The 22,310-nt window shown below is 66.2% G+C and carries 21 protein-coding genes; 12 read left to right on the plus strand and 9 right to left on the minus strand.

Features of this window, described 5'->3' with window-relative positions; translation table 11 throughout:
* Positions 1 to 87: 87 nt before the first annotated feature.
* From DYQ94_RS02590 to asnS, 7 genes are all read right to left on the minus strand, one after another.
* On the minus strand, positions 88 to 618 hold the full coding sequence (locus DYQ94_RS02590) for a 3-hydroxyanthranilate 3,4-dioxygenase (protein ID WP_024939857.1): 531 nt from the start codon (positions 616 to 618) through the stop codon (positions 88 to 90).
* 85 nt (positions 619 to 703) lie between these two features.
* Positions 704 to 1,366: a carbonate dehydratase gene (can, locus tag DYQ94_RS02595; RefSeq protein WP_016902447.1), complete on the minus strand. Its 663-nt coding sequence runs from the start codon at positions 1,364 to 1,366 to the stop codon at positions 704 to 706.
* A gap of 90 nt (positions 1,367 to 1,456) precedes the next feature.
* Positions 1,457 to 2,095, minus strand: a complete 639-nt coding sequence (locus DYQ94_RS02600) for an FMN-binding negative transcriptional regulator (RefSeq protein WP_126965595.1) — start codon at positions 2,093 to 2,095, stop codon at positions 1,457 to 1,459.
* Position 2,096: 1 nt separating this feature from the next.
* On the minus strand, positions 2,097 to 2,423 hold the full coding sequence (locus tag DYQ94_RS02605) for a hypothetical protein (RefSeq protein ID WP_039527975.1): 327 nt from the start codon (positions 2,421 to 2,423) through the stop codon (positions 2,097 to 2,099).
* Entirely contained in the window at positions 2,420 to 2,725 is a 306-nt protein-coding gene (locus DYQ94_RS02610) for a hypothetical protein (RefSeq protein WP_047128533.1), read from the minus strand. Before DYQ94_RS02610 ends, DYQ94_RS02605 begins: the two co-directional genes overlap by 4 nt.
* Entirely contained in the window at positions 2,722 to 2,976 is a 255-nt protein-coding gene (locus DYQ94_RS02615) for a hypothetical protein (RefSeq protein ID WP_104600683.1), read from the minus strand. Before DYQ94_RS02615 ends, DYQ94_RS02610 begins: the two co-directional genes overlap by 4 nt.
* A gap of 1 nt (position 2,977) precedes the next feature.
* A complete protein-coding gene (asnS, locus tag DYQ94_RS02620; RefSeq protein ID WP_039511777.1) occupies positions 2,978 to 4,372 on the minus strand; it encodes an asparagine--tRNA ligase in 1,395 nt (464 codons plus the stop codon).
* 207 nt (positions 4,373 to 4,579) lie between these two features.
* On the opposite strand from asnS, the gene DYQ94_RS02625 reads away from it, so the two are divergent.
* The 7 genes from DYQ94_RS02625 to DYQ94_RS02655 all read left to right on the plus strand — a co-directional run bounded on the left by DYQ94_RS02625 (position 4,580) and on the right by DYQ94_RS02655 (position 11,794).
* Positions 4,580 to 4,918, plus strand: a complete 339-nt coding sequence (locus tag DYQ94_RS02625; protein ID WP_016904198.1) for a HesB/IscA family protein — start codon at positions 4,580 to 4,582, stop codon at positions 4,916 to 4,918.
* Between the two features lie 423 nt (positions 4,919 to 5,341).
* Complete coding sequence (gene rpsF / locus DYQ94_RS02630) at positions 5,342 to 5,776, plus strand: 30S ribosomal protein S6 (RefSeq protein WP_006451585.1); 435 nt, start codon at positions 5,342 to 5,344, stop codon at positions 5,774 to 5,776.
* Between the two features lie 11 nt (positions 5,777 to 5,787).
* Entirely contained in the window at positions 5,788 to 6,018 is a 231-nt protein-coding gene (gene rpsR / locus DYQ94_RS02635; protein ID WP_005991243.1) for a 30S ribosomal protein S18, read from the plus strand.
* Between the two features lie 234 nt (positions 6,019 to 6,252).
* A complete protein-coding gene (gene rplI, locus DYQ94_RS02640) occupies positions 6,253 to 6,702 on the plus strand; it encodes a 50S ribosomal protein L9 (protein WP_016904199.1) in 450 nt (149 codons plus the stop codon).
* Between the two features lie 208 nt (positions 6,703 to 6,910).
* The gene (smc, locus tag DYQ94_RS02645; protein ID WP_126965596.1) at positions 6,911 to 10,414 is read left to right on the plus strand and encodes a chromosome segregation protein SMC; all 3,504 of its coding nucleotides are present in this window, start codon (positions 6,911 to 6,913) and stop codon (positions 10,412 to 10,414) included.
* A gap of 56 nt (positions 10,415 to 10,470) precedes the next feature.
* Complete coding sequence (gene zipA / locus DYQ94_RS02650) at positions 10,471 to 11,202, plus strand: cell division protein ZipA (RefSeq protein ID WP_065032401.1); 732 nt, start codon at positions 10,471 to 10,473, stop codon at positions 11,200 to 11,202.
* Positions 11,203 to 11,389: 187 nt separating this feature from the next.
* On the plus strand, positions 11,390 to 11,794 hold the full coding sequence (locus DYQ94_RS02655; RefSeq protein WP_104608066.1) for a hypothetical protein: 405 nt from the start codon (positions 11,390 to 11,392) through the stop codon (positions 11,792 to 11,794).
* A gap of 207 nt (positions 11,795 to 12,001) precedes the next feature.
* Here the strand turns inward: DYQ94_RS02655 and DYQ94_RS02660 are convergent, their stop codons facing one another.
* Complete coding sequence (locus DYQ94_RS02660) at positions 12,002 to 13,126, minus strand: pyridoxal phosphate-dependent aminotransferase (protein ID WP_024939848.1); 1,125 nt, start codon at positions 13,124 to 13,126, stop codon at positions 12,002 to 12,004.
* Positions 13,127 to 13,302: 176 nt separating this feature from the next.
* Here DYQ94_RS02660 and ligA point away from each other — a divergent pair, with 176 nt between their 5' ends.
* The 3 genes from ligA (at position 13,303) to DYQ94_RS02675 (ending at position 17,606) form a co-directional block, all read left to right on the plus strand.
* Positions 13,303 to 15,804 (plus strand): NAD-dependent DNA ligase LigA, encoded by a 2,502-nt coding sequence (gene ligA / locus DYQ94_RS02665; protein ID WP_126965597.1) that lies wholly within the window; start codon positions 13,303 to 13,305, stop codon positions 15,802 to 15,804.
* Positions 15,801 to 16,763, plus strand: a complete 963-nt coding sequence (gene epmA, locus DYQ94_RS02670) for an EF-P lysine aminoacylase EpmA (RefSeq protein WP_126965598.1) — start codon at positions 15,801 to 15,803, stop codon at positions 16,761 to 16,763. Before ligA ends, epmA begins: the two co-directional genes overlap by 4 nt.
* Before the next feature lie 156 nt (positions 16,764 to 16,919).
* On the plus strand, positions 16,920 to 17,606 hold the full coding sequence (locus tag DYQ94_RS02675) for a DUF3011 domain-containing protein (RefSeq protein WP_024939845.1): 687 nt from the start codon (positions 16,920 to 16,922) through the stop codon (positions 17,604 to 17,606).
* 385 nt (positions 17,607 to 17,991) lie between these two features.
* Here the strand turns inward: DYQ94_RS02675 and DYQ94_RS02680 are convergent, their stop codons facing one another.
* The gene (locus DYQ94_RS02680; protein ID WP_160954991.1) at positions 17,992 to 18,207 is read right to left on the minus strand and encodes a hypothetical protein; all 216 of its coding nucleotides are present in this window, start codon (positions 18,205 to 18,207) and stop codon (positions 17,992 to 17,994) included.
* Positions 18,208 to 18,241: 34 nt separating this feature from the next.
* Between DYQ94_RS02680 and mtnA the strand changes: the two genes are divergently transcribed.
* Both mtnA and gyrA read left to right on the plus strand, forming a co-directional pair.
* Positions 18,242 to 19,306 carry an S-methyl-5-thioribose-1-phosphate isomerase gene (gene mtnA, locus DYQ94_RS02685; RefSeq protein ID WP_054592260.1) on the plus strand — a complete coding sequence of 355 codons (1,065 nt, stop codon included), beginning with the start codon at positions 18,242 to 18,244 and terminating at the stop codon, positions 19,304 to 19,306.
* A 209-nt stretch (positions 19,307 to 19,515) separates the two neighbouring features.
* On the plus strand, positions 19,516 to 22,227 hold the full coding sequence (gene gyrA / locus DYQ94_RS02690) for a DNA gyrase subunit A (RefSeq protein ID WP_039520640.1): 2,712 nt from the start codon (positions 19,516 to 19,518) through the stop codon (positions 22,225 to 22,227).
* The last annotated feature ends 83 nt before the right edge of the window (positions 22,228 to 22,310 follow it).

Below are 22,310 nucleotides of genomic sequence, written 5' to 3' on the forward strand. Positions count from 1 at the left end.
GCGGCGGCGCGCCGATGGCCACCGCCGAGCGAATGCGCTCGAAGACCTGTGCGACGCGTGCCTGGAATTGGCTCGGCCATCGTCCACTCATGCCTCGACAGTGGCATAGCGCTCCGGCGCAGGGTGCAGATGTCCGCACTGGCTGCAGGTGCGCAGCGCGAGCGAACGATAGAAATGATCGAACACCGGCGGAAAATCGGTTTCGATGTCCTGCAGCGGAAACATCGCCTCGTACAGTTTGTGATTGCACTGCGGGCAATACCACTGCAGGCCGTCCTGCTCATTGGGCAAGCGCTCGCGTTCGATCACCAGGCCGATCGAGCCGGCCGCGCGTTGCGGCGAATGTGGCACCTTCGGCGGCAGCAGGAAGATCTCGCCGGCGCGGATCGGGATGTCGCGTGCCACGCCTTCGTCCTGCACCTTCAGCACCATCTCGCCTTCGAGCTGGAAGAACCACTCCGGGCCTTCGTCGTAGTGATAGTCGGTGCGCGCGTTCGGCCCACCGACGATCATGATGATGAAGCCGTCCTGCTGGATGCATTTGTTGCCCACCGGCGGCTTGAGCAGGTGGCGGTGTTGCTCGATCCAGGCTTGCAGGTTGATCGGCGGGACCAGCATCGACGTTCCTCGGCAAAGAAGACGTCCAGCATAGCCAACCGACGGCGCCGATGGGCGCCGCGGCTGGATGGCGTGCGGGTGCGGCTCAGCGTTCGGCGTGATCGGCCTGGATGCGCGCCAGTGCGGCGTCGTAACGTTCCTGCAGCAGCTCCGGGCGGTCGATCGACATGCCCAGGTCGTGTGCACGTCCGTCGCGCAGGCTGTAGACCCAGCCATGCACCTGCAGTGCCTGGCCACGGTCCCAGGCGTCGCGCACGATGGTGGTGCGGCACACATTGACCACCTGCTCGAGCACGTTGAGCTCGCACAGGCGCGCGTGCTGCACCGGCAGGTCGCCCGCGTCGTGCAGGCAGGCCTCGTGCTTGTCGGCCACATCGGTGACGTGGCGGATCCAGTTGTCGACCAGGCCCATGCGCTTCTGGGTCAGGCTGGCAAACACGCCGCCGCAGCCGTAATGGCCGACCACCAGGATGTGCTTGACCTTGAGCACGTCGACGGCGAACTGGATCACCGACAGGCAGTTCAGGTCGGTATGCACCACCACGTTGGCGATATTGCGGTGGACGAACACCTCGCCCGGGGCCATGTCGATGATCTGGTTGGCCGGCACGCGCGAGTCCGAGCAGCCGATCCACAGGTACTCGGGCGTCTGCTGGGTGGACAGCTTGGAGAAGAATTCCGGATCCTCGCGGCGGATGCGCTCGGACCAGGCACGGTTGTTTTCAAGCAAATGGTTGAGCTCGTTCATGCGCGCAGTATTCCAGAGGAAGGAGGGCAGTGTGTGATCGACAGATGAGCGAGAAGCGGTGTTGCAGAAATCGGTGGTGTGCCGCGCCGCTCAGACCGCGCGGTCGCGTACAAGCAGGGCATCGCGCATCAGCGACGCCACCTCGCGGGAGTCGGCCGATGCCTGTTGCTGCAATGCATCGCTCACGGCCGCCACATTAGCGGCCGGATGGTTCTGGCTGAGCTTGAAGGTCAGCTCGATGCGGCTGGGAACGAAGCGGAAGCCGACCAGGCCGCGTAACTGGCGGCGGTGGCTGTCGCGCTGCATCTCGAACAGCCAGTCGCTGCCGACGCGTTGTTCGAAGTGGGTGCTCATGCGGCCGATCAGCTCGCCCAGCGCCGCCTCATCGCTCACCTGCTCGCAGCGTCCATGCAGATGCGCCACGGCGTAGTTCCAGGTCGGCACGCGTGCGGCCGCTTCCTTGTCCGGATACCAGCTCGGCGACACATAGGCATGCGGGCCCTGCACCACCAGTACCGCGTCGCCGGGGCTGCGTGCCTGCGGATTGGGGCGCGCCCAGTGGCCTTCGATGACCACGGAGTGCGCATCGCGTCGGTACAGCACCGGCAGATGCGAGATCGCCGGCTGTCCGTCCTCGCCGTGGCTGATCAGGGTGACGAACGGGTCGCGCGCGATCAGCCAGTCCAGCAGTGCCAGATCGGTCTGCGCGAACGCGCGTGGGGCGTACATGTCAGGCGCGACCGCCCAGGGTCAGCACCATGCGTTCGCGCAGGTCCGCATCGTCGTCGCCACGCGGCGGCGAGACCTCATCGAGCGAGAAGCCGCGCATCAGCGCGTCTTCTTCGTCCAGCCCGTCGAGCGCGACGAATTCGGCATCGAACAAGGCCGCGCGGGCGCTGTCTTCGCTGTCGTAGGGCAGGATCTTGCCGTCGCTGTCCAGGACTTCGGCGGTACCGGCCTGCTTGACGCGCAGGCGCGCCCAGATCAGCGTGCGGCCGATCGTGGCCAGCCACCACGAATCGTGGTCGTCATGTGCGGTGTCTTGCGGTGTAGTCATGGCATTACCTTGGAAAGCAGGCCGAGCAGGGCTGCCATGCCCAGGCCGAAGAAGATGGTCAGCAGCGACAGCCAGGCCGGCGTGGCCAGGCCGGATAGCGCACTGTCGCGATGGTTGCGGTAGCGCCGCGCCAGCAACCAGCGCAGCGCGGCAGGACTGATGAAGGCCGGCTCGCCGAAGCCGGCCAGCGCCTCGGGATGACGGTCGCGCAAGTGCACCAGCGTCAGCGGCCAGAAGATCAGCAAGGCGGTGAGCCCGGCGACGGCCACACCGACAAAACACAGTGCGAAGAACAGGGTCATGTGCCCGCCAGCATCAGTGCAAGTTGGGGAAGTGCTGCGCCGATCACCAGCGCAGTGATGGTCCACCATAGCGGACGCACGGCGTGGATGATCGCCCTGCGTGCGGTGTCACCCTGCCACCACGCGCTTGCGCCCGGATGTGCGGCTGCCAGCTGCGCCAGCCGGACGCCGCGCACTCCGGCGATGGCGGCGCCCAGCAACGCCGCCGCGAAGGCCAGCAACTGCAGCGTGGCGGCGGCCAGCAGGCTCACATCAGAACTCGGCGCTGCCCGGCGCGCGCGGGTAGGGGATGGCGTCGCGGATATTGCTCAACCCGCACACGTAAACCACCAGGCGCTCGAACCCCAAGCCGAAGCCGGCATGCGGCACCGAGCCGTAGCGGCGGAAATCGCGGTACCAGCTGTAGTGCTCCTGGTCCAGGCCGAACTGCGCCATGCGTGCATCCAGCACATCCAGGCGCTCTTCGCGCTGGCTGCCGCCGATGATCTCGCCGATACCCGGCGCCAGCACGTCCATCGCCGCGACGGTCTTGCCGTCGTCGTTCAGGCGCATGTAGAACGCCTTGATGTGCTCGGGGTAGTTGGTCACCACCACCGGGCGGCCGATATGTTCCTCGGTCAGCCAGCGCTCGTGCTCGGTCTGCAGGTCCAGACCCCATTCGACCGGGAAGTCAAATTTCTTGCCCGAGTTCTGCAGCAGCTTCACCGCCTCGGTGTAGTCGATCTGCTCGAACGGGGCATTGATGAAGGCCTCGAGTTTGGCGATCGCGTTCTTGTCCACGCGCTCGGCCAGGAATGCCAGATCGTCGCCACGCTCATCGAGCACCGCGCGGAACAGGTACTTGAGGAACTGCTCGGCCAGGCGCGCGTCTTCGGCCAGATCGGCAAAGGCGATTTCCGGCTCGATCATCCAGAATTCGGCCAGATGGCGCGTGGTATGGCTGTTCTCGGCGCGGAAGGTCGGGCCGAAGGTGTAGACCTTGCTCAGCGCCAGGCAGTAGGCCTCCACGTTGAGCTGGCCGGACACGGTCAGGAAGGTTTCCTTGCCGAAGAAGTCGCGGCTGAAATCCACCGCGCCGCTGGCATCGCGCGGCAGGTTGACCATGTCCAGCGTGGAAACGCGGAACATCTGCCCGGCGCCTTCGGCATCGGAGGTGGTGATGATCGGGGTGCTGATCCAGTTGAAGCCGTTCTGGTGGAAGAAGCGGTGCACCGCCTGCGCCAGGCAGTTGCGGATGCGGGTGACCGCGCCGAACAGGTTGGTGCGCGGGCGCAGGTGCGCCACTTCGCGCAGGAACTCCGGCGACATCGGCTTGGGCTGGATCGGGTAGGTCAGCGGGTCTTCGACCCAGCCGACGATCTCCACGCCGCTGGCCTGGATCTCGAACGACTGACCCTTGCCCTGCGACTTCACCAGCACGCCCTTGGCGATCAGCGAGCAACCGCTGGTCAGGCGCTTGATCTCGTCGAAGTTGGGCAGGGTGTCGTTGGCCACCACCTGGATCGGAGCGAAGCAGGAGCCATCGGTCACGTTGATGAAGGCCAGTCCGGCAGATCCGCGCAGCGTGCGCACCCACCCCCGTACCGTGACTTCGCCGCCTTCCGGGAGTTTTCCCGCAAGCGCATGTTCAACGCTGACCACCGTCATGACTTGTCCTCGCCGTAGCGACTTTGAATGGTCTGCGAGTTTACTGGCTGCGGGCGCGCTGGCGCGAGCATCTGAACCGCTTGCGGATGGTTGCGCTTGTCCAAGGCCGGACATGGCCCCATCTGGGGAACACGTCGTCGCAGCGGGTGCAGCCCCGGTGATTGCAGCCTCGCTATACTTGCCACCATCGTTTCCGGAGCACCCCCCATGGCCATCAGCCTCACCCCCGCCGCGCTGGAGCGCGTGCAGCGTTTCGTGCAGCAGACCCCGGGGACGCTGGGTCTGCGCTTTGGCGTGACCAAGACCGGTTGCTCGGGCTGGGGCCATGTCACCGACCTGGCGCGCGAGAAACGTGACGATGACGCGGTGTTCGAGCAGGAGGGCGTGCGCATCTTCGTCGACCCGGTCAGCCTGCCGCTGGTCGATGGCACCTGCATCGATTTCGGCAAGCACGGCCTGAGCGAGACCTTCACCTTCCGCAATCCCAACGCGACTGCCGAGTGCGGCTGCGGGGAGAGCTTTACGACCGAAGCCGAGCATCGCTGAGCTCGCTGGTGCGCGCTATTCCTTCTTCCACCGGGAGAAGGTGCCCTGACGGCGGATGAGGGGGCGGGCGAAGCCTCGCGCGATTAGACGTCACCGGTGGCTTCGCCGCGGACCCTCACCCCAACCCCCGCTCCGCGCCCCGGCCCGCGCTTGCGGCGCGGGCGCTCCAAGGCACGCGCGCCAGTGGCGCGCCGGCGGTGCCTTATCGCCCCGGTGGGAGACGGGCTCAAGCAGTCGCTGCGCAGATGTCCTGTCCGTGGGCTCGCCCGCTGGCTCGGCCAGGTTGCGGCTAAGCGCCTGAACTGCCATACTTTCCTGCTTCCTGCCCGGTTCCGGGCGGGAATCCTTGCTCCACCGGCCGCCTTGCGCGGGTCACCGGGGAGCTGTCCGGCCCACGTGGCCACATCCGAAAGGTAATACAACATGAGTCGTCATTACGAAGTCGTGTTCCTGGTCCACCCGGATCAGAGCGAGCAGGTCCCGGCCATGATCGAGCGCTACAAGTCGCTGATCGAGGGCGGTAACGGCACCATCCACCGTCTGGAAGACTGGGGCCGTCGTCAGCTGGCCTACCCGATCCAGAACCTGGTGAAGGCGCACTACGTGCTGCTCAACATCGAAGTCGACCAGGCCGTGCTGAGCGAGCTGGTGGAAAGCTTCCGCTTCAACGATGCGGTGCTGCGTCACCTGGTCGTCAAGCGCGATGGCCCGGACACTGAGCAGTCGCTGATCATGAAGAGCAAGGACGAGAAGGGCGACAAGCCCGAGCGTAGCGAGCGTCGTCGTCGTGATGACGATGAGGGCGATGCTGCACCTGCCGCCACCGATACCGACGGCGACAACGCCGAAGCCGCCTAAGGAGCGCTGTCATGTCCAAGTTCTTCCGTCGTCGCAAGTTCTGCAAGTTCACCGCCGAGGGCGTGAAAGAGATCGATTACAAAGATCTCAACACCCTGCGTCAGTACCTCACCGAGAACGGCAAGATCGTGCCGAGCCGCGTGACCGGTACCAAGTCCAAGTACCAGCGTCAGCTGGCCACGGCCGTCAAGCGCTCGCGTTTCCTGGCGCTGATCCCGTACACGGACAATCACGACGTTTAATCCGAGTCGTTGATGTGAGTTCCTCACAAGAGCCCGCACGGTTGTATGTGAGTCCCTCACAAGAGCCCGCACATCCATGTGCGGGTTATTAAAAATATAGAGGCCGGTCATTCGAGATGCGGTGTTGATCGTGCTCTTGCGATTCCCAAATCCCGATTCCCGAATCCCGTCTTTTCGGACAGCAAACGTTGCGTCGGCCAAAGTGCCGGCGCTAACGAATAACGGAGCACCACCATGGATCTGATTCTTCTGCAGAAAGTGACCAACCTCGGCGGCCTGGGCGACAAGGTCAGCGTCAAGCCGGGTTACGGCCGCAATTTCCTCGTGCCGCAGGGCAAGGCCGTTCCGGCCACCGCTGCCAACGTTGAAGCGTTTGAAGCCAAGCGTGCCGATTACGAAGCCAAGGCCAACACCATCCTGGCCGACGCACAGAGCCGCGCCGGCAAGTTCGAAGGCGCCAGCGTCACCATCGGCGCGCATGCGTCGACCGAAGGCAAGCTGTATGGCTCGGTCGGCCCGCGCGACATCGCCGAGGCGTTCACCGCCGCCGGCCTGCCGCTGGAAAAGAGCGAAGTGATCCTGGGCGAAGGCGCATTCCGCAATGTCGGCGAGTACGACGTTGTGCTGCACCTGCATGCTGATGTGGAAACCTCGGTCAAGGTCATCGTCGAATCCGACGCCTGATCCACGCTGCATGCTGTACCCGAAGGGCGCCTGGTTAGGCGCCCTTCGTCTTTCTGCGGCCACGCCAGCGATGCCAGGGCCGCTATACTCATGCTCCATTGCCGGTTCCACGGCCCATAGATCTTGTGGATCAAGGGCTTAGGGGGCGGCTTCACAGGAAAAAGCGCCTGCCGGCCCCGCCCGTGCGGTGCCCGGAACCTTCAGTCCCATGCGCCTGTCCACGATCAAACTGTCCGGTTTCAAGTCGTTCGTCGACCCGACCACGTTGCACCTGCCCACCAACATGACCGGTATCGTCGGTCCCAACGGCTGCGGCAAGTCCAACATCATCGACGCGGTGCGCTGGGTGATGGGCGAAAGTTCGGCCAGCCGCCTGCGTGGCGACTCGCTGACCGACGTGATCTTCTCCGGCTCCTCGGCGCGCAAGCCGGTGTCGCAGGCGACGGTGGAGCTGATCTTCGACAATTCCGATCACACCATCAGCGGCGAGTTCGCCTCGTTCAACGAGATCTCGGTCAAGCGCCTGGTCAGCCGCGACGGCAACAGCGCCTACTATCTCAACGGCACCAAGTGCCGGCGCCGCGACATCACCGACCTGTTCCTGGGCACCGGCCTGGGGCCGCGCAGCTACTCGATCATCGAGCAGGGCATGATCAGCCAGATCATCGAGGCGCGCCCGGAAGACCTGCGCGTGTACCTGGAAGAAGCCGCCGGCATTTCCAAGTACAAGGAGCGCCGCAAGGAAACCGAAACGCGCATCCGGCACACCCGCGAGAACCTCGATCGCCTGGGCGACCTGCGCGAAGAGATTACCAAGCAACTGGCGCATCTGCAGCGCCAGGCGCGCCAGGCCGAGCAGTATCAGGCCTTGCAGGAAGAGCGCCGGGTCAAGGACGCCGAGTGGAAGGCGCTGGAGTACCGCGGCCTGGATGGTCGGCTGCAGGGCCTGCGCGAAAAACTGAATCAGGAAGAGACCCGGCTGCAGCAATTGATCGCCGAACAGCGCGATGCCGAGGCGCGGATCGAAACCGGGCGCGCGCGTCGCGAGGAAGCCGCCGAAGCGGTGGCCAAGGCGCAGGCGGATGTCTATCAGGTCGGTGGCGCACTGGCGCGCATCGAGCAGCAGATCCAGCATCAGCGCGAACTCTCGCATCGCCTGCACAAGGCGCGCGACGAGGCGCAGAGCCAGTTGCAGGAGCTGACCCAGCACATCAGCGGCGATTCGGCCAGGCTGGCGGTGTTGCGCGAGGCGGTGGACGCTGCCGAACCGCAACTGGAACAGCTGCGCGAAGACCACGAATTCCGCCAGGAGTCGCTACGCGAGGCCGAAGCGCGTCTGGCCGACTGGCAGCAGCGCTGGGAAACCCATAACCGCGACACCGGCGAAGCCTCGCGTGCCGGCGAAGTGGAGCGCACGCGCGTCGATTATCTCGATCGCCAGTCGCTGGAGGCCGAGCGCCGCCGCGAAGCGCTGGTCAACGAGCGCGCCGGGCTGGACCTGGATGCGCTGGCCGAGGCGTTCGAGCAGATCGAGCTGCGCCACGAAACCCAGAAGACCTCGCTGGACGGGCTAACCGAGCAGGTCGAAGCGCGCAAGCACGCGCTCGGCGGGCTGCAGGAACAACAGCGCGCCAGCCAGGGCGAACTGGCCGACGTGCGCAAGCAGGCGCAGGCCGCGCGTGGTCGGCTGTCGTCGCTGGAAACCCTGCAGCAGGCCGCACTCGGCCAGGAGCAGGGCGCCGCAGTGGCGTGGCTGAAGTCGCGCGGGCTGGATTCTGCCGCACGTGTCGGCGAGCGCATCACGGTCGAAAGCGGCTGGGAAAACGCGGTGGAAGGCGCGTTGGGGCAGTTGATCGAAGGCGTGCTGGTGGATGCGCCGGAACAACTGGTCGATGCGCTGGGCGAATTGGGCGAGGGCCGCATCGCGCTGGTGTCCGGTGCCAGCGACAACGCGAGCTTCGCGCCGACCTCGCTGGCGGCCAAGGTGCAGGGGCCGATCGCGATCCGTCGCCTGCTCGCGCGCCTGCACGCGGCCGAGGATCTGGAGGCCGCGCGCACGCTGCAGCGCAGCCTGCCCGAAGGCGATTCGGTCATCACCCGCAGCGGCGAGCGGCTGGGCGAGGGCTGGGTGCGGGTGTCGCGCTCCGGTGCCGCCAAGCAGGGCGCCCTGCTGCGCGAGCGCGAGATTCAGGAGCTGCGTGCGCAGATCGAAACGCTGCAGGAGCGCGAGGCCGAACTCGAGCAGCGCCTGGGCAGCTTCCGCGAGCAATTGCTGGCGGCCGAACAGCAACGCGAAGATGCGCAGCGCCAGTTGTACATGGCGCACCGCAGCGTGTCCGAGCTGGCCGGCCAGCTGCAGAGTCAGCAGGGCAAGGTCGATGCCGCGCGCACGCGCATCGAACGCATCGAAAACGAATTGTCGCAGCTGCTGGAAACACTGGACACCAGCCGCGAGCAGGCACGCGAGGCACGCGCCAAGCTCGAAGACGCGGTGACCCTGATGGGCGACCTGCAAGGCACGCGCGAGGCGCTGGAGAACGAACGCCGTCAGCTCACCGATGCGCGCGATCAGGCCCGCGATGCCGCACGTGGCGTGCGCGATGCGATGCATGCATTGGCACTGACGCTGGAATCGCAACGCACACAGATCACCTCGCTGAGCCAGACGCTGGAGCGCATGGACAGCCAGCGCGGCCAGCTCGATACGCGCCTGGAGGACCTGGTCGCCCAGCTCAGCGACGGCGATTCGCCGGTGGAAACGCTGGAGCACGAGCACCAGGCCGCGTTGAGTGAGCGTGTGCGCACCGAGCGCGTGCTGAGCGAAGCGCGCACCATGCTGGAGAGCATCGATGGCGAGCTGCGCAGCTACGAGCAGACCCGCCAGCAGCGCGACGAACAGGCGCTGGCCCAGCGCGAGCGCATCTCCCAGCGCAAGCTCGATCAGCAGGCGTTGGTGCTCAGCGCAGAGCAATTGGAGGCCGCCGTGGTGAAAGCCGGCTTCGTGCTCGAGGACGTCGTCAATGGATTGCCGGAAGCCGCGAACGTGGCCGAGTGGGAAGCCGCAGTCGGCCAGATCGACGGCCGCATGCGGCGGCTGGAACCGGTCAACCTGGCCGCGATCCAGGAGTACGGCGAAGCGGCGCAGCGCTCGGAATATCTGGACGCGCAGAATCTGGATCTCAACACCGCACTGGAGACGCTGGAAGAGGCGATCCGCAAGATCGACCGCGAAACCCGCGGCCGCTTCAAGGACACCTTCGACCGGGTCAATTCCGGGGTCCAGGCGCTGTATCCGCGCCTGTTCGGCGGTGGCCACGCGTATCTGGAGCTCACCGGCGAAGACCTGCTCGATACCGGGGTGACCATCATGGCGCGCCCGCCGGGCAAGCGCGTGTCCAGCATCTCGCTGCTGTCCGGTGGCGAGAAGGCGATGACCGCGGTGGCGCTGGTGTTTGCGATCTTCCAGCTCAATCCCGCGCCGTTCTGCCTGCTCGACGAGGTGGACGCGCCGCTGGACGAAGCCAATGTCGGCCGCCTGGCCAACATGGTGCGGGAAATGAGCGAGAAGGTGCAGTTCCTGTTCGTCAGCCACAACAAGGCCACGATGGAGGCTGCGCGCCAGCTCTCCGGCGTGACCATGCGCGAGCCGGGCGTCAGTCGCCTGGTCAGCGTGGACCTGGAAGAGGCCGCACGTTTGGCGGGTGCGGCATGACGTGCCATGCTTGTCGGAATATCGACACCTGTCACTCTTATGCGGAGGCACGCTGAATGTCCGACATGGCCATGATCCGGATCGGGATCCTGATCGCTGGACTGCTGCTGGTCGCGGCCATCTTCCTGTTTGGTCGCCCGAAAAAATCGCCGCAAGGGCGTCGGGTCGACAAGGACGACGGGCAACCGCGCGAGCGCCGCGAGCCGGTGATCTCCAGCGAGCCTGGCGTGGAGGGCGACCCGTTCGAGCGCAATGAAGGCGCCGAGCAAAGCGAACTGAACCTGGACGATGCCGATACGGCCGGCGGCAACGATGTCGGCAAGCGGCCCAACCAGGATTTCGACAAGATCGTCTCGCTGTTCGTGGCCGCCAAGGCCGGCCAGGTGCTGCGCGGCGAAGATGTGGTGGTCGCTGCGGAGAAGACCGGGCTGGTGTTCGGTCACATGAATGTCTTCCACCGTTTGGTGGAGGGGCACCCGGAGCGCGGGCCGATCTTCAGCATGGCCAGCATCCTCAAGCCCGGCAGCTTCGACATGGCCAACATCCGCGAGATGCAGACCCCGGCGATTGCGTTCTTCCTCACCTTGCCGGCGCCGATGACCGCGCTGGATGCCTGGGAAAAGATGCTGCCGACCGTGCAGCGCATGGCCGAACTGCTCGACGGCGTGGTGCTGGACGACAGCCGCAATGCGCTGGGCCGCCAGCGCGTGGCGCATATCCGCGACGAACTGCGCGCCTACGATCGCCAGCACCAGGCACCGCCGCTGACCAAGTCGCCGCGCTGGTGAGTGCGTATTGCTTTTAAGTGCGCGCTGCTGGTGATGTGCGTGGGTGGTGATTGCGCACCGCTGGTGATCGAGCGTCGCTGAGTCAGTGATTACGAGCCGTTGACCGTGAGCCATCCCGACCGCGAGTCATCCATACGCAGTCTGAGTCGCGACCTGCCGCAGGACGCGTTCTAGCGTGAGGTGAACGATGTGGAGCTTGCAGGGCGCGCTGGCGGTGCTGATGTTGCTGGCGGTGTGGGCCATCCTGGCCGCACCGCTGCTATGGATGGTGTCGCGGATTGCGCTGCGTTTGCGCAAAGGCGCGTCGACAAGCCCACGTCGCGCGCAATGGAGCTCGATCGGGTTTGCTGTTGCGGTGACGCTGCTGGTTGCGCCAGTGCCAACGCCTATCGTCACTGTCTTCCTGCCGCATGCGATCGCGCTATTGGATGCCAGCTACTACGCGCGCATCTTTCAGGGCCCGCCGATGCTGCGCCAGCTCCTGGTGTGGATTGCGGTGTCGATGGCGCTGACGTTTGCGCTCAGCTACGTGTGGATCCGGCGCATGTTGCGTCCGAATGCTGCCGCGCCGCTTCCAGCTCCCACGCGATAGGAAATCAAAGCCCCTCTCCGGCGGGAGAGGGGTTGAGGTGAGGGTACGGAGGCGAAGCAGTGCAGCAGTCGGTGATTCAGGTCTGATGGCGCGTGGCGACGCGTTTGTCATTACAGGTGATGGTAGATCTCTTAGGCGCACCCTCATCCGCCCTTTCGGGGCACCTTCTCCCGAGAGGGGAAGTGATGGCCACTCTGTGCTTGGCGATCAGCGCTTGGCCTTGGTAAAGGCCTCGCGAAAGCGCAGCATCTCCGCTTCGGTGCCGACGCTCACACGCACACGCTTGGGCCAGATCGGCCAGCTGCGGCCGACGATGACGCCCTGTTTCTGCATCGAGTCGGCGAACACGCCGGCGTCGCGCTTGACGTCGAGCAGGAAGCAATTGGCCTGCGTGGGCAGGCAGGTGTAGCCCTTGCTCTTGAGCCAGGCGATGGTGTCGTCGCGCACGCGGGCGTTCTCCGCGCGGCGGGTCTGCACCAGTTGCGGGTCGCGCAGGCTGGCGATGCCGGCGGCCATTGCCGGTACCGACAACGGATTGCTGCCCAGGCTGGCGAGCTTGGTCTGCAGCCCCGGCGGCGCCAGCGCGGCGCCCAGGCGCAGGCCGGCCATGCCGTAGAGCTTGGAGAAGCTGCGCAGCACGATCAGGTCCTGGCGCTGACGCACCAGGTCCGCCATGGACGGCTCGTTGCTGTAGTGGATATACGCCTCGTCCACCACCAGCACCGCGCTGGCCGGCTTGTTGGCCAGCAGCCACTCGATATCGGCGCGCGGGGTGATGGCGCCGCTGGCGTTGCCGGGGTTGCACAGGTAGATCAGGCCGGCGGACGGGTCGGCCTTGGCCATCGCCTTGACGTCGTGCGCGCCATCGGCCCGCAGCGGCACCTTGCGTACCGGCACGCCGCGGGCGGTGGCGCTGTCGATGATCGGGTCGAAGCTCGGGTCGGCCACCACCAGCCCGGCACGTGCCGAGGTGAACAGGCTGCCGGCACGAAGCAGTGCGTCCCTGGAACCAGGAAAGAAGGCCAGATGGTCGCCGGGCAGTTGCAGCTCGCCGGTCATCAGGTTGCGCAGGTCCTGCTCCATCTCGAACTGATAGCGGCCTGCGCGTGCCAGCGAACGCGTTGCCGCGTCCACTGCGGCGGGCGAGGGGCCGAGCGGATGCTCGTTGAGATTGAGAAACACCGCGCCCGTTGCCGGCGCCACACCGGGCTTGGCCGGCGCAGCGGCACGCTTGCGGGCTGCCTCGGCCGCGGGTGCCAGTCCCAGTGCGGAGATCGCCACGCCAACGCTGGCAAGGCTGAGAAACGAACGGCGCGAGACGGGCAACGGCACGGTGAGCTCCAGGCGAGCAGGCAAAGAGGGCGCCACGCTAGCGGGTTTGTGCCTGTCTGCCTATCGGGAAATCGCTGCCGGGCTCGCTGTCGCGCGGTTTGGTCGGCGGTCGGGCAGCACTTGCACACCGGCACGGCCCGTTAGAATGGGCGGCCCAGAGCCAGCCCAGCGATCGTATGACTGTCAGCCCGGATCCCGCTCAGCGCATCGACGCCCTGCGTCATCGTATCGAGGACGCCAACTACCGCTATCACGTGCTCGACGAGCCGCAGATGGCCGACGTCGACTACGACCGCCTGATGCGTGAACTGGAAGCCCTGGAGGCTGCGCACCCGGAGCTGGCCAGCGCCGATTCGCCGACCCAGCGCGTCGGCCACCTGGCCGCGTCGCGCTTTGCCGAGGTGCGGCATGCCCTGCCGATGCTGTCGTTGGGCAATGCCTTCAGCGACGAGGAAGTGACCGAGTTCGTACGGCGGATCAGCGAGCGGCTGGAGGTGAAGCAGCCGCTGTTCTCGGCCGAGCCCAAGCTCGATGGCCTGGCGATCAGCCTGCGCTACGAAAACGGCGAGTTCGTGCAGGGCGCAACGCGGGGCGACGGCGCCACCGGTGAGGATGTCAGCGCCAATCTGCGCACTGTCAAGGCGATTCCGCTGCGCCTGCGTGGCGAAGGCTGGCCGCAGGTACTGGAGGTGCGCGGCGAGGTGTACATGCCGCGCGCCGCCTTCGAGACCTACAACGCGCAGATGCGCCTGCAGGGCGGCAAGGTGCTGGCCAATCCGCGCAATGGCGCTGCCGGTTCGCTGCGTCAGCTGGATGCGCGCATCACTGCGCAGCGCCCGTTGAGTTTCTTTGCGTATGGCGTGGGCGAAGTGAGTGAAGGTGCGTTGCCGCAGACGCATTCGGCGATCCTGGCGCAGTTGCGCGCATGGGGTTTCCCGGTCAGCGCCCTGGTCGAGGTGGTGCAGGGTAGCGACGGCCTGTTGGCGTACTACCAACGCATCGGTGAGGCGCGCGACGGCTTGCCCTTCGATATCGACGGCGTGGTCTACAAGCTCGACGATCTGGCCGGGCAGCGCGAGATGGGATTTGTCTCGCGCGCGCCGCGCTGGGCGATCGCGCACAAGTTCCCGGCGCAGGAGCAGTCCACCACGGTGGAGGCGATCGAGATCCAGATCGGCCGCACCGGTGCGGCCACGCCGGTGGCGCGGCTCAAGCCGGTGCACGTGGCCGGGGTGATCGTCACCAACGCCACGCTGCACAACGCCGACCAGATCGCGCGGCTGGATGTGCGCGTGGGCGATACGGTGATCGTGCGGCGTGCCGGCGATGTGATTCCCGAAGTGGCCGGCGTGGTTGCCGAGCAACGGCCGCCCGGCACCCAGCCATGGCAGATGCCCACGCACTGCCCGGTCTGCGGGTCGGAGATCGTGCGCGAGGAAGGCGAGGCGGTGTGGCGCTGCTCGGGCGAGCTGACCTGCCCGGCGCAGCGTAAGGAAGCGTTCCGGCATTTCGTCTCGCGCCGCGCGATGGATGTCGATGGCCTGGGCGAAAAATTCATCGAGGTGCTGGTCGACAGCGGCGTGGTGCAGGGCGTGGCCGATCTGTATCTGCTCAACGTGGACCAGCTGCTGCAATTGCGCATGATCAGCACCGCCGAAAGCCCGCACGCGTTCCTGCGCGAGGCGCGCGAGCATCTGGCCAGCGGTGCGTACGGCCAGCTGGAAAATACCGTGGTCGGCATCGGTGTGGACCTGGCCGGCGAGCGCGAGGCGCCGCACACCTGGCAGGCGGATCTGTTGCGCGCCGGGCTGCCGGCGTTCGACTGGAACCGCAAGAAGATCGCCACCAAATGGGCGGAAAACCTGATCGAGGCGATCGAGCAATCGCGCGATACCACGCTGGAGCGTTTCTTGTTTGCGCTCGGCATCGAGCATGTCGGCGAGAGCACCGCCAAGGCCTTGTCGGCGTGGTTCGGCGATCTGGAGTTGATCCGCCATCTGCCGTGGCCGCTGTTCAAGCGCGTGCCCGACATCGGTGGCGAGGTGGCGCGCTCGCTCGGGCACTTCTTCGACCAGCCCGGCAATCAGCAGGCCATCGACGACCTGCTGCAACGTGGCGTGCGCATCGGCGATGCGCATCCGCCATCACCTAAACTGCGCGAGGCGCTGAGCTTTGCCAGCGTGCTGCAGGACATGGATATCCCCAAGGTGACGCCGGTGCGTGCGCAGCAGCTGGCTGCCGCGGTGGCCTCCTTCGATGCGCTGCGCAGCGCCGGGTCCGATGCCTTGTTGCAGGCCGGCGTTCCCGCGCCGGTGATGGCGTCGCTGCTGCAATGGCTGGAGCGGCCGGAAAATGCGGCCTTGGCAAGCGCTGCGCAGCAGGCGATGGAAACGGTGCTGTCGCGTCTGCCCGACGCCGACGCGCTGCAAACCGGCCCGCTCGACGGCCAGACCGTGGTGATCACCGGGACCCTGGCCGCGCTCACCCGCGATGCGGCCAAGCAACGGCTGGAAGCGCTGGGTGCCAAGGTCGCCGGCAGCGTCTCCAAGAAAACCGCGTTTCTGGTGGCCGGCGAAGAAGCCGGCTCAAAGCTGGACAAGGCGCAGTCGCTGGGCGTGGAGATCTGGGACGAGGCGCGCTTGCTGGCCTTCCTCGGCGAGCACGGCCAGCAACCATGACCGCGACGCAGGTCGATCTGGACGCGTTGCGGTTGCGCGCGCGGCTCAACGCGCTGATCCGCGCTTTCTTCGCCGAGCGCGACGTGCTGGAAGTGGAGACGCCGGTGCTGTCGGAGGCCGGCAACACCGAGCCGAATATCGAGAGCTTCAGCACGCGCTTCAGCGGCCATGTCGATGCCGGCGCGCCGGTGCGCTGGTTGCGCACCTCGCCGGAATATCCGCTCAAGCGGCTGCTGGCAGCTGGGGTGGGCGATTGCTACGAGCTGGGGCGGGTGTTCCGCAATGGCGAGGCCGGCGGCCGCCACAATCCCGAGTTCAGCATGCTCGAGTGGTACCGGGTGGGTTGGGACGATCGCGCCCTGGCGCAGGAGACCGTTGAGTTGGTGCGCCGCGCGCTTGCGCTGGTCGGGCGCCAGGCGCAGGTGCAGGTGCTGAGCTATCGCGCGCTGTTCGTGCAGGCGCTGGGCATCGACCCGTTGCGCGATCCGATCGAAACGCTGCGCGCACCGCTACACGACATCGCCATCGATCCGGATGGCCTGACCCGCGACGACTGGCTGGATCTGCTGATGACCCATCGCCTCCAGCCGGGCTTTGCCAGCGACACGCTGACCGTAGTGCACGACTGGCCTGCCAGCCAGTGCGCGTTGGCGCGCATCCGCCCCGACGAGCCGCCGGTGGCCGAGCGCTTCGAGCTGTATCTGGGCGCTTACGAGGTCGCCAACGGGTACCACGAGCTCAACGATGCGCAGGAGCAGCGGGCGCGTTTCATGCGCGATAACGCGGTGCGTGCGGCGCGCGGGTTGCCGCAGCTGCCGGTGGATGAGCGGCTGCTGGCGGTGTTGTCGCAACTGCCCGATTGCGCGGGGGTGGCGGTCGGTGTGGACCGGCTGTTGATGGCCATGCGTGGCACCACGCAGATTGCCGATGTGCTGGCCTTCGCCTTCGCCCGCGCCTGACCCACGGCGGTACCCAGTGTCTGCGCGGCACCGGGCGCGCGCCCGGTGCCATCCCGCTGTCATCGCCACCGTATTGCTATCTTCACATCGATGATGCTCTCATCGTTGCGTCCACGGGGGCGCGGCGCAGAGTGTGTTTGGGTGAGGATTGTCGGCATGAAGTGGCTGATCAGCTTATGCGGTTTGTGGTGCTTGCCGCTGCTGATGCTGGCCGATGCGCGTGCAGCGGATCGCGCCGCCGGCGTGGTGCGCTGCGAGTCCAAGGACATGGCGCGCGTGCATTGTGCGATGGATACCGAGCACGGCGTCCAGCTGGTACGCCAGCTGTCCGAGACCAGTTGCATCCGTGGCAGCGAGTGGGACATCGAACGCGGTGGCGTCTGGGTCGAACAGGGCTGCCGTGCAGAGTTTGCGACCGCACGGGCGCTGAGCGCTCCGCAGATGCGCCGCGTGGTGCGCTGCGATTCCAACGGCGGCAAGGTGGTGTGCCCGGTGGTGCTGCGTGGTGCGCCGGTGCGCCTGCTGCGCCAGCGCTCGGTGTGGCCGTGCAAGGAAGGCCGCAGCTGGGGCGCGCGCCGTAACGAAATCTGGGTCTCGCGCGGCTGCGATGGCGAATTCGAGGTCGCTGCCGAGGACGGTTCCGGGTTCGTGGCCATGCCACGCATGGTGACCTGCGAATCGAAGAAGGGCGCGCGCCGCACCTGCGGGATCTCGGTGGAGCGCCAGGTGCGGGTAGGCCGGCAGATCTCCAAGAAGGAATGCGTGGAAGGCCAGACCTGGGGCTGGAGCCGCGACGGCGTGTGGGTCAACGACGGCTGCCGCGCCGAGTTCATCGTCGACTGATGGACTGACGAAACCGCTGCTCTCCATCGCATAGGTGGGCGTAGCCGGCGCCGTGGCCCCGTCAGCACGCGACCAGGCTGGTGAGGGTGTCTAGCCCTCAACCAGCTCTGCTTGGAACATCCAGACCACGCTGAAGCTCAAGCTCCCAGTTGTCTTGAGATGTGATTGAACGGGTTGCGGATGCGTCGGGTGTGGAGCGGGCGATCTGCGGGTTTTCTGCAGGGCCCTTGCCCGCCCACCATCGCGGGACACGCCGCGAGTACGTCCTTGTAGGCTCTTACGCGGCATCCATGCCGCGTAAGGTCCCGCGACGGTAGGCGGGCAAGGACCCGTCGGGGTGGTCGGTGTGCGTGGTGCAAGCTGGGCATGACGTGCGCTGGTTGGATCACTGTGCGTCGGCCAGTTTCTCTTTGCCTTGCCATTGCAAGCCGGGCAACTGAAAGGCGTTCAACACGCCACCTGCCAACTTCTCATCCGCCTCGCGCAGGCTGCGCAACGGGCTTCCAAGAAGCGGCCGGCCAACGTTCTGGCGCGGTGCGGGCACCGCGCACTCGACCAGCTCGGTTTGCGGCATCGCCGGCGGGCCGAGCGATGCGGCCACTGACTGGGCTGCCCGCGCGCCTTACAATGTCCGGATGAACGACAGCGCCCATATCGATTACGCCCGCTACGACCATATCCGCCCGCTGCTGTGGACGGGCGATGCCCTGGAACTGCTCGACCAGCGCAAGCTGCCCTTCGTGGTCGAGCATGTGCGTTGCGACACCAGCGATGCCGTGGCCGAGGCGATCCATTCGCTGGCCGTACGCGGCGCGCCGGCGATCGGCATTGCGGCCGGGTGGGGCGTGGTGCTGGCCGCGCGCGACGTCGCTGCCGACGACGGCAGTGCGGCCCTGCAGAAGCTCGAACCGGCGCTGTTGCGGCTCAATGCCGCGCGTCCGACCGCGGTCAACCTGGCCTGGGCGCTGATGCGCATGCGTCGCGTGCTGGGCGCTGCCGGCGCCGACTGGCGCGAGGTGATCGCGCGCGAGGCGCAGGCCATCGCCGATGAAGACCTGGCGGCCAACCGGCATATGGGCGCGCTGGGTGCGTCGTTGATCGAGACCGGCAGCGGCGTGTTGACCCATTGCAATACCGGTTCGCTGGCCACCGCCGGCTTTGGCACCGCGCTGGGCGTGATCCGTGCCGGCATGGCGCAGCAGCGCATCGCCAAGGTGTTTGCCGGCGAGACCCGGCCGTGGTTGCAGGGCGCGCGCCTGACCGTGTGGGAGCTGCAGCAGGACGGCATCGACGCGACCCTGATCGCCGATTCGGCCGCCGCGCATCTGATGAAGTCCGGGCTGGTGCAGTGGGTCATCGTCGGTGCCGACCGCATCTGCGCCAACGGCGATACCGCCAACAAGATCGGCACCTATCAGCTGGCGATCGCCGCGCGCCACCACGGCGTCAAGTTCATGGTGGTGGCACCGTCGTCCACGGTGGACATGGACACCGCCAGCGGCGATCAGATCGAGATCGAGCAGCGCGATCCGGGCGAATTGTTCGGGGTCGGCGGCGTGCGCACGGTGGCCGATGGCATCAACGCCTGGAACCCGGTGTTCGATGTCACCCCCGGCAGCCTGATCGATGCGATCGTCACCGAACGCGGGGTGATCGCGCAGCCGGACCTGGCGCGCATGCAGGCGGCGTTCGGCGGCTGAGGCCAGTGCGGCGCACTATCGCCGCATCGTCCCGTCAAAATCCTGCAAGTGCTTGTTTCTGGCCGGTAAACCGGCGGCATCGTGGTGCCCCTTCGTGATACAATCCGGGGCTTGAATCGATCGGCGGGAGCGTGGGGTCGGCAGCCTGTTGTCAGGGCGCCCCCGACGCGGCTTTCCGGCTCGCCCGCCACCTCACTTACGGAACCCGAATGGCAGAAACCGCCAAGGAAATCATCCAGGTCAATCTGGAAGACGAGATGCGCAAGAGCTATCTCGATTACGCGATGAGCGTGATCGTGGGCCGCGCACTCCCCGATGCCCGTGATGGCCTCAAACCCGTGCACCGCCGCGTCCTGTACGCCATGCACGAGCTGGGCGCACACAGCAACAAGGCCTACTTCAAGTCGGCGCGTATCGTCGGCGACGTCATCGGTAAATACCACCCGCACGGCGACCAGTCGGTGTACGACACGCTGGTGCGCATGGCGCAGCCGTTCTCGCTGCGCTACATGATGGTGGACGGCCAGGGTAACTTCGGTTCGGTCGATGGCGACTCCGCCGCGGCGATGCGTTACACCGAGTCGCGCATGTCGCGGCTGGCGCATGAGCTGATGGCCGACATCGACAAGGAAACCGTCGATTTCCAGCCCAATTACGACGAAAAGGAACAGGAACCGACGGTCATGCCGACCCGGTTCCCGAGCCTGCTGGTCAACGGCTCGGCCGGTATCGCGGTGGGCATGGCCACCAATATCCCGCCGCATAACCTGACCGAGGCGATCAACGCCTGCATCGCCTTGATCGACACGCCGGAGCTGGATGTCGAAGGCCTGATGGAATACATCCCCGGCCCGGATTTCCCCACCGCCGGCATCATCAACGGCACCGCCGGCATCGCTGCCGGTTACCGCACCGGCCGTGGCCGCGTGCGCATGCGCGCCAAGGCCGATGTGGAAGTGGCCGACAACGGCCGTGAAGCGATCATCGTCACCGAGATTCCGTATCAGGTGAACAAGGCGCGGCTGATCGAGAAGATCGCCGAGCTGGTCAAGGAAAAGAAGCTCGAAGGCATCAGCGAGCTGCGCGACGAGTCCGACAAGGACGGCATGCGCATCTACATCGAGGTCAAGCGCGGCGAGTCGGCCGAGGTTGTGCTCAACAACCTGTATCAGCAGACCCAGATGGAGTCGGTGTTCGGTATCAACATGGTGGCGCTGATCGACGGCCGTCCGCAGTTGATGAACCTCAAGCAGATGCTGCAGGCGTTCATCCGCCACCGCCGCGAAGTGGTCACCCGCCGCACCATCTTTGAACTGCGCAAGGCGCGTGCGCGTGCGCACGTGCTGGAAGGCCTGACCGTCGCGTTGGCCAACATCGACGAGATGATCGAGCTGATCAAGACCTCGGCCAACCCGCAGGAAGCGCGCGAGCGCATGCTGGCCAAGACCTGGGAACCGGGTCTGGTCGGTGCGCTGCTGGGCGCCGCCGGTGCCGAGGCCTCCAAGCCGGAAGATCTGGCGCCGGGCGTGGGCCTGGCCAATGGCTTCTATCAGCTCAGTGAAGTGCAGGCCTCGCAGATCCTGGAAATGCGCCTGCATCGCCTGACCGGGTTGGAGCAGGAAAAGCTGACCGACGAGTACAAGCAGTTGCTAGAGGTCATCCAGGGCCTGATCCGCATCCTGGAAAACCCCGACGTGCTGCTGCAGGTGATCCGCGACGAGCTGATCAACATCCGTGAGGAGTACGGCGACGAACGCCGCACCGAGATCCGTCACAGCGAAGAAGATCTGGACATCCTGGACCTGATTTCGCCGGAAGACGTGGTGGTGACGCTCTCGCATGCCGGCTATGCCAAGCGCCAGCCGGTCAGCGCGTATCGTGCGCAGCGCCGTGGTGGCCGTGGCCGGTCTGCGGCGGCGACCAAGGAAGAGGATTTCATCGACCAGCTGTGGCTGGTCAATACGCACGACACGCTGCTGACCTTCACCAGCAGCGGCAAGGTGTTCTGGCTGCCGGTGTACCAGTTGCCGGAGGCCGGCTCCAATGCGCGTGGCCGTCCGATCATCAATTGGATTCCGCTAGAACCCGGCGAGCGTGTGCAGGCGGTGCTGCCGGTGCGCGAATACGCCGACAACCGCTATGTGTTCTTTGCCACGCGCAACGGCACGGTCAAGAAGACCCCGCTGAGCGAATTCGCGTTCCGCCTGGCACGCGGCAAGATCGCGATCAACCTCGACGAGGGCGATGCGCTGGTCGGTGTGGCCTTGACCGATGGCGACCGCGACGTGTTGCTGTTCGCCTCCAACGGCAAGACCGTGCGCTTTGGCGAATCCACCGTGCGTTCGATGGGCCGTACCGCCACCGGCGTGCGCGGCATCCGTCTGACCAAGGGCGAAGAAGTGGTCAGCCTGATCGTGGCCGAGCGCGCCGGCGGCATCGAAGGCGATGTCGAGGACGAGGGTGTCGAGGACGTGGTGGAGAGCACGGACGGTGTCGAGGCGGAAGTGATCGACGTCGCCGAGAGCGACGACATGGCCTACATCCTCACCGCCACCGAGAACGGCTACGGCAAGCGCACCCCGCTGACCGAGTACCCGCGCAAGGGCCGCGGCACGCAGGGCGTGATCGGCATCCAGACCACCGAGCGCAACGGCAAGCTGGTGCGTGCGGTGCTGCTGGGCGCCACCGACGAAGTGCTGCTGATTTCCGATGGCGGTACGCTGGTGCGCACCCGCGGTTCGGAGATCTCGCGCGTGGGTCGCAATACCCAGGGCGTGACCTTGATCCGCTTGTCCAAGGGCGAAAAGCTGCAGGCGGTCGAACGCCTGGATGCCTCGCTGGATGAGGCCGAGGACGTGCTGGACGATGCAGCGGTTGCACCGGCAGCAAGTGCAGGCGACCTGCCACCGACCGAAGCGTGATCGCATCTGGCGAGCAACGCAGCTGAAGAAAAACGCCGGCGCACAGCCGGCGTTTTTTATTGCACGCGGTGACATCTGCAACG

The organism is Xanthomonas sp. LMG 8993, from assembly GCF_009835065.2.
Classification (GTDB): Bacteria; Pseudomonadota; Gammaproteobacteria; order Xanthomonadales; family Xanthomonadaceae; genus Xanthomonas; species Xanthomonas arboricola.

Coding starts and splice junctions, on each gene's coding strand:
- DYQ94_RS02590 (WP_024939857.1), bottom strand. CDS start 618: ATGCTGGTCCCGCCGATCAACCTGCAAGCCTGGATCGAGCAACACCGC.
- can (WP_016902447.1), bottom strand. CDS start 1,366: ATGAACGAGCTCAACCATTTGCTTGAAAACAACCGTGCCTGGTCCGAG.
- DYQ94_RS02600 (WP_126965595.1), bottom strand. CDS start 2,095: ATGTACGCCCCACGCGCGTTCGCGCAGACCGATCTGGCACTGCTGGAC.
- DYQ94_RS02605 (WP_039527975.1), bottom strand. CDS start 2,423: ATGACTACACCGCAAGACACCGCACATGACGACCACGATTCGTGGTGG.
- DYQ94_RS02610 (WP_047128533.1), bottom strand. CDS start 2,725: ATGACCCTGTTCTTCGCACTGTGTTTTGTCGGTGTGGCCGTCGCCGGG.
- asnS (WP_039511777.1), bottom strand. CDS start 4,372: ATGACGGTGGTCAGCGTTGAACATGCGCTTGCGGGAAAACTCCCGGAA.
- DYQ94_RS02625 (WP_016904198.1), top strand. CDS start 4,580: ATGGCCATCAGCCTCACCCCCGCCGCGCTGGAGCGCGTGCAGCGTTTC.
- rpsF (WP_006451585.1), top strand. CDS start 5,342: ATGAGTCGTCATTACGAAGTCGTGTTCCTGGTCCACCCGGATCAGAGC.
- rpsR (WP_005991243.1), top strand. CDS start 5,788: ATGTCCAAGTTCTTCCGTCGTCGCAAGTTCTGCAAGTTCACCGCCGAG.
- rplI (WP_016904199.1), top strand. CDS start 6,253: ATGGATCTGATTCTTCTGCAGAAAGTGACCAACCTCGGCGGCCTGGGC.
- smc (WP_126965596.1), top strand. CDS start 6,911: ATGCGCCTGTCCACGATCAAACTGTCCGGTTTCAAGTCGTTCGTCGAC.
- zipA (WP_065032401.1), top strand. CDS start 10,471: ATGTCCGACATGGCCATGATCCGGATCGGGATCCTGATCGCTGGACTG.
- DYQ94_RS02655 (WP_104608066.1), top strand. CDS start 11,390: ATGTGGAGCTTGCAGGGCGCGCTGGCGGTGCTGATGTTGCTGGCGGTG.
- ligA (WP_126965597.1), top strand. CDS start 13,303: ATGACTGTCAGCCCGGATCCCGCTCAGCGCATCGACGCCCTGCGTCAT.
- epmA (WP_126965598.1), top strand. CDS start 15,801: ATGACCGCGACGCAGGTCGATCTGGACGCGTTGCGGTTGCGCGCGCGG.
- DYQ94_RS02675 (WP_024939845.1), top strand. CDS start 16,920: ATGAAGTGGCTGATCAGCTTATGCGGTTTGTGGTGCTTGCCGCTGCTG.
- mtnA (WP_054592260.1), top strand. CDS start 18,242: ATGAACGACAGCGCCCATATCGATTACGCCCGCTACGACCATATCCGC.
- gyrA (WP_039520640.1), top strand. CDS start 19,516: ATGGCAGAAACCGCCAAGGAAATCATCCAGGTCAATCTGGAAGACGAG.